Annotated in this window: 7 protein-coding genes and 1 pseudogene; 7 read left to right on the forward strand and 1 reads right to left on the reverse strand. The window is 65.6% G+C overall.

From position 1 onward, the window contains the following. Positions 1–134: 134 nt before the first annotated feature. From EGJ86_RS00005 to EGJ86_RS00035, 7 genes are all read left to right on the forward strand, one after another. Positions 135–440, forward strand: coding sequence for a nucleotide pyrophosphohydrolase (locus EGJ86_RS00005; RefSeq protein WP_125833467.1), 306 nt, complete (start codon positions 135–137; stop codon positions 438–440). Next, positions 437–1186 (forward strand): methyltransferase domain-containing protein, encoded by a 750-nt coding sequence (locus EGJ86_RS00010; RefSeq protein ID WP_125833468.1) that lies wholly within the window; start codon positions 437–439, stop codon positions 1184–1186. The genes EGJ86_RS00005 and EGJ86_RS00010 overlap by 4 nt, the downstream gene beginning before the upstream one ends. Positions 1187–1261: 75 nt before the next feature. Beyond that, on the forward strand, positions 1262–1843 hold the full coding sequence (locus EGJ86_RS00015; RefSeq protein ID WP_125833469.1) for a DUF4136 domain-containing protein: 582 nt from the start codon (positions 1262–1264) through the stop codon (positions 1841–1843). Positions 1844–1864: 21 nt separating this feature from the next. Beyond that, complete coding sequence (locus tag EGJ86_RS00020) at positions 1865–2419, forward strand: DUF4136 domain-containing protein (protein WP_125833470.1); 555 nt, start codon at positions 1865–1867, stop codon at positions 2417–2419. A gap of 16 nt (positions 2420–2435) precedes the next feature. Then, positions 2436–2921: a GNAT family N-acetyltransferase gene (locus EGJ86_RS00025; protein WP_125833471.1), complete on the forward strand. Its 486-nt coding sequence runs from the start codon at positions 2436–2438 to the stop codon at positions 2919–2921. A gap of 33 nt (positions 2922–2954) precedes the next feature. Next, positions 2955–3404, forward strand: coding sequence for a DMT family transporter (locus EGJ86_RS00030; RefSeq protein WP_106732596.1), 450 nt, complete (start codon positions 2955–2957; stop codon positions 3402–3404). Positions 3405–3565: 161 nt separating this feature from the next. Beyond that, positions 3566–4693 carry a diguanylate cyclase gene (locus tag EGJ86_RS00035; RefSeq protein WP_125833472.1) on the forward strand — a complete coding sequence of 376 codons (1128 nt, stop codon included), beginning with the start codon at positions 3566–3568 and terminating at the stop codon, positions 4691–4693. A 3-nt stretch (positions 4694–4696) separates the two neighbouring features. Here the strand turns inward: EGJ86_RS00035 and EGJ86_RS00040 are convergent. After that, a pseudogene (locus EGJ86_RS00040) lies at positions 4697–5131 on the reverse strand (methyl-accepting chemotaxis protein); the annotation flags it as partial. Positions 5132–5235: the final 104 nt, after the last annotated feature.

Below are 5235 nucleotides of genomic sequence, written 5' to 3' on the forward strand. Positions count from 1 at the left end.
CCGGCCTCCTCCACAGCTCTGCTCCCCCCCCCCCCCCCCCCCAAAACGCCGCGCCCCGCCAACCACCACCCCCCCACCCTTTGGGGGTCGCCTCCGTTCGAGCCGAAGCTATGCGGCTCGAACGGAGCCACACCATGAACCTCGTTGAACTCACCGCCCGCATGCACGCCATTCGCGATCACAACGATTGGCGCCGTTACCAGAGCCCGAAGAACCTGGCCATGGCCGCCAGCGTGGAAATGGCCGAGCTGGTGGAGATCTTCCAGTGGCTGAGCGAAGAGCAGTCGCGCCAGCTGTCTGCCGACCAGCTCGCCCACGCTGGGCAGGAAGTAGCCGACGTAGTGCTGTATCTCGTGCAGCTGTGCAGTGAACTGGGTATCGACATGAATCAGGCGGTGCTCGACAAGCTCGCCGACAACGAACGGCGCTTCCTCAAATGAGCGACCGCCACTTCGACGAACTCGCCACCCGCTTCGCCGAAAAGATCTACGGTGGCGCCAAGGGCTCCATCCGCCTCGCCGTGCTGCAGGCAGATCTCGCTGAAGCGCTACCGGATCGCCCGCTGCGCGTGCTGGACGTCGGCGCCGGCCTGGGCCACATGAGCCTGTGGCTAGCCCAACGCGGCCATCAGATCACCCTGGCCGAGCCAGCCGAACCCATGCTCGAAGGTGCTCGCCAGCGCTTCGCCGAGGCAGGCCAGAACGCCACCTTCATCCAGGCACCCTGGCAGGATCTGCTCGGCCAGTTGCAGGAGCCCTTCGATCTGGTGCTGTGCCACGCCGTGCTGGAGTGGCTGGCTGAGCCGGCGGCCATCCTGCCGGTGCTGCACCAGCTGACGGCCAAGGAAGGCTGGCTGTCGCTGGCCTTCTACAACAAGGACGCGCTGATCTACCGCAACCTGCTCAAGGGGCATTTCCGCAAACTGCGCAAGGAACACTTCGCCGGCGAGAAACAGAGCCTGACGCCGCAGCAACCGGTCGACCCGCGCGAGCTGGCCACGCAACTCGCCGCCGACTGGCAGGTCGAAAGTAGTAGCGGCGTGCGCGTATTCCACGATTACATGCCGCAGCAATTCCAGGCCAAAGCCGAACTGATCGACCTGCTGGAAATGGAGCTGGCGCACCGCCGCCATCCCAGCTTCGAGGGGCTCGGCCGCTACCTGCACTGGATCTGCCGACCACGCTGAGCGCGTTGGACGAAGCTGGCAGGCCGGCGTAGCCTGAAACCATCGGGGATGCCGCACGCGACCACGGAGACGACCATGCGCACCGCCATAGCCCTATTCATCTTGCCGCTGCTGGCCGCCTGCCAAAGCAAGAACCCATACCAGGCCGAGTCGCTACCCATGCCACCGGCGCCGCCCGAAGCGGCCACTACCTTCGACCGCAGCGCCTACCCTGCCGCGCCGCGTGACTACGGCCGCTATCGCAGCTGGAGCTGGCTGGATGGCCGCGCCCCTGGCGGTGATCAGTTGGCTGACAGCGTCAGCGCCGGCCTCGACCAGTATGGCCTGCGCCCGGCGCTCAATGGCCCTGGCGACGTGCTGGTCAGCGCCCGCATCAACCAGGAAACCCGCCTGCGCCAATACCAGGACAACGTCGGTGGCTACTACGGCACCGGCAGCCACTGGGACCGCCGCTACGGCGCCTACGGCAGCGTCCCCATCGTGCGCACCTACGAACAGAAAGTGGCCGTGGTACGCATCGAACTGATCGACCCACGCGACCGCCAGGTGGTCTGGTCAGGCAGCGGCGAAGCCGTGGCCGGCAAGGACCAGGCGGCGCAGGCCGATGCCATGCGTGCGGCCATCCGCAGCGCGCTGAACGGCTACCCACCCTATTGATCGACAGCCCTGGAGAGCACCATGCGTAACCTGTCCTACCTGATCGCGGCGCTGCTGCTGAGCGGCTGCGCCAGCGTCAGCCTGGAGCGCGACTTCGATCCCAGTCGTGACTTCGGCGCCTACCGCAGCTGGAGCTGGATGGACGACAAGCTCGCCTACCAACCCGACGACGCACGCCTGAAGAGCGATATCACCGAAGCGCGAATCAGCCAGGCCGTCGCCGAGCAGCTCGAGCAACGCGGCCTACGCCAGGCCGCCGATGGCAAGGGCGACCTGAAAGTGCAGAGCGTGCTGATCGTCGACGAACGCCAGGACCAGATCACCACCCAGTACGGTGGTGGCTGGGGCGGCTATTGGGGAGGTTACTGGGGCGGCCCGGCCTTCACCGAAACGCGCCGTGTGGACTATAAGGTCGCAACGCTGCAGATCGACCTGTACGACGGCAAAGACGGCAAACTGGTCTGGCGCGGCAGCGGTGAACAGGTGATGCGCAGCCAGCCACCGACACCGGCAGAGCGCGAACGGGCGATCCGCGAAACCGTCACCCAGGTGCTTTCTCAGTATCCACCGCGCTGAACAAGGACCGCCCCGTTTGAACGCAAACCTGCAACACCGCCCGGCCACGGCCACCGACCTCGGTGACGTGGTCGGCTTCCCGCAGAACGTCGATGAACTGTTCTTCTGCTACCCCAAGGCTATCTGGCCACTCAACGTCGGCCAGCTCGCTGCCGCCATTGCCGAGCGGCGTGAAAGCACCGTGGTGGAACTGGCTGGGAAAGTCGCCGGCTTCGCCAATTTCTACCAATGGCAACATGGCGAATTCTGCGCCCTCGGCAACCTGATGGTGGCACCCTGGGCACGCAGCCAAGGCGTGGCTCAGCACCTGGTGGAAGTGATGGAGCAGATCGCCCGCGAGCGCTACAGGGCGCCGCTGATGAAGGTGTCCTGTTTCAACGCCAACGCTGGCGGCCTGCTGCTCTACACCCGTCTTGGCTATCAGACCGTCGGTATCGCCGAACGCCGCGCCCCGAACGGCAGCCGCGTCGCCCTGGTGCAGCTGGAAAAAAGCCTGTCGTAACGCCTTCCCCCGTTTCCCTCGTTGGAGTTATCCATGAACCACATCAGCGGCTGGCTGCTGGCCCTGCCCTTCCTCGCCGGCGCGGTGCTGCCTCTGCAGGCCGGTATCAATGGCCAGCTTGCCCGTCACCTCTCCAGTGTCTTCGCCGCCGCGCTGATTTCCTTTGCCGTTGGTAGCCTGGCGTTGCTGCTGATGACCCTGAGCCAGCGTGAAATGCCTGGCCTCGGTGCGCTCAAGGAGCTGACCTGGTGGCACTGGAGCGGCGGCCTGCTCGGAGCTTTCTTCATCGCGACCGCAGCCTTCGCCGGCCCACGCGTGGGCGCGCTGCTGTTCATGGTGCTGGTAATCGCCGGACAACTGGCCATGGCTATCACCCTCGATCATTTTGGCTGGGCCGGTTTCCGCGAAAATCCGATCACCTTCGGCAAGGTGGCAGGTCTGCTGTTGATCGTCGCCGGGATCTGGATGATCCGTCGCGGCTGACGGGTGGCCACGAATACTGGCAAATGGACACTCCAGGGATCACGAAAAGGCGCTATGCTCACGCATGCTCTTTCTGTGATCACAAAAAGCCCCGTGGAGAAGGTTCTGACGTCGCCTGCGACGGCCCGGAGGTGGCCGCCAGCGGTGACAGGCCGAAAACGATGACCGACGCCGAAGTACCGCGCCAACCCAATACCTTCGCCCTGTGGCGCGAAGTGGATGACACCCGCATCCGCACGCGCCTGGGTGGCTTCTTCTATTTTCTGGCCTGGTTGCTGACCTGGGCCTTCAGCGCAGCGCCCGGCAGCCTGATGTTCAGCGGGGTGCTGGGCTGCCTGCTGTTCGCCGCACTGCTGGCCGCGCGACTGCTGCACCGCCCTGATGGCCTCGAAAGCCCCGAGCAGTTGCAGCGCTGGCTCGACCGTCACTGGGGCCTGATTCTCCTGACCTCGCTGTGCTGGGGCCAGGCCCATGCTCTGGCGGTATACAGCAACGCCTACAACGACTCAGAAATGATCGCCACCCTGGCCACGGTGGCCTTCGCCACGGCGATGACCTTCAACTTCGCCATGCGCCGCGGCCGCGCACTCCTGGCGCTGGTCCTGCTCTATCTGCCAGGCCTGGCAGTGATGGCGCTGAACTGGCAGCAGAAACACACGATACTGGTCACCCTGATCTTCTACCTCAGCTATCTGGTGCTGGTGTTGGGGCGCAACCATCGTGAGTACCGCGCCACCCTCGAGCTGGAACTGAAGCTGCTGGAACAGCAGCGTCAGCTCGATCTACTCAGTCGCACCGACAGCCTGACCCAGCTCGGCAACCGCTATCAGTTCAATAACCTGTTTCCCAGCCTGGTGGCCAATGCAGTGCGCCAGGGCGAGCCGCTGTCGCTGGTCCTGATGGATATCGACTTCTTCAAGAAGGTCAACGACGAACACGGCCACGCAGGTGGCGATGCCTGCCTGAGCGCCTTCGCCGAACGCATGCGCAAGGTGTTTCGCCGCGATGCCGACGCACTGCTGCGCCTGGGTGGCGAGGAGTTCGGCGTACTGCTGCCGGGCACCACCCTGGCCCAGGCCTGGGATCTGGCCGAGCACTTTCGTCAGGAGCTGGAGGTGGAAGGCCTGCAGTTGGACGATCAGCGTCTGGAGCTGACCACCAGTCTTGGCATCGGTTGCTTCAGCAGCAGCCATGACGCCGATGCCGACGCCTTCTTCAAGCGCGTCGACAGTGCGCTCTACCGCGCCAAGCGCGAAGGCCGCAACCGCCTGGTTGCGGCAGATCACTGAGGATTACAGCCGGAACTTGCCCATCTGCCCAGCCAGATCATCGGCCAGGCGGCTCAAGGTCTGACAATCCTCACGGCAGGCGCGCACCTCGCCGGCCGTGGCGTGGGCCAGGTCGGCGATGCCCTGCACATTGCGGTTGATCTCCTCGGTCACCGAACTCTGCTCTTCGGTCGCCGAAGCCACTTGAGTGTTCATGTCGCTGATACGCTCGATCTGCTCGGTAATCGCGCCGAGCGACTGCCCGGTGCGCTGACTGGATTCGACGCCAGTGCCGGTGGCCGACTGCCCCGCGTGCATGGAGCTGACGGCCGTTTCCGCGCCCTGTTTGAGGCGCTGAATCATCTGCTGGATCTCGTCCGTCGAGGCCTGGGTACGGCTGGCCAGCGTGCGCACCTCATCGGCGACCACGGCGAAGCCGCGGCCCATCTCCCCGGCGCGGGCGGGCGCGCGGGGCGCGGTGGGGGGCCGCGCGGTGGGGGGGGGGGGGGTGGCGCGGGAACCGGGCCGCACCGGGGGGGTTGGCGGCGCCAGCGGGGGCCCGC

Source organism: Pseudomonas sp. o96-267, from assembly GCF_003935465.1.
Lineage (GTDB): Bacteria > Pseudomonadota > Gammaproteobacteria > Pseudomonadales > Pseudomonadaceae > Aquipseudomonas > Aquipseudomonas sediminis.

Bases quoted from the DNA above. Each gene is read 5' to 3' on its own strand.
- EGJ86_RS00005 (WP_125833467.1), top strand. From the start codon at position 135: ATGAACCTCGTTGAACTCACCGCCCGCATGCACGCCATTCGCGATCAC.
- EGJ86_RS00010 (WP_125833468.1), top strand. From the start codon at position 437: ATGAGCGACCGCCACTTCGACGAACTCGCCACCCGCTTCGCCGAAAAG.
- EGJ86_RS00015 (WP_125833469.1), top strand. From the start codon at position 1,262: ATGCGCACCGCCATAGCCCTATTCATCTTGCCGCTGCTGGCCGCCTGC.
- EGJ86_RS00020 (WP_125833470.1), top strand. From the start codon at position 1,865: ATGCGTAACCTGTCCTACCTGATCGCGGCGCTGCTGCTGAGCGGCTGC.
- EGJ86_RS00030 (WP_106732596.1), top strand. From the start codon at position 2,955: ATGAACCACATCAGCGGCTGGCTGCTGGCCCTGCCCTTCCTCGCCGGC.
- EGJ86_RS00035 (WP_125833472.1), top strand. From the start codon at position 3,566: ATGACCGACGCCGAAGTACCGCGCCAACCCAATACCTTCGCCCTGTGG.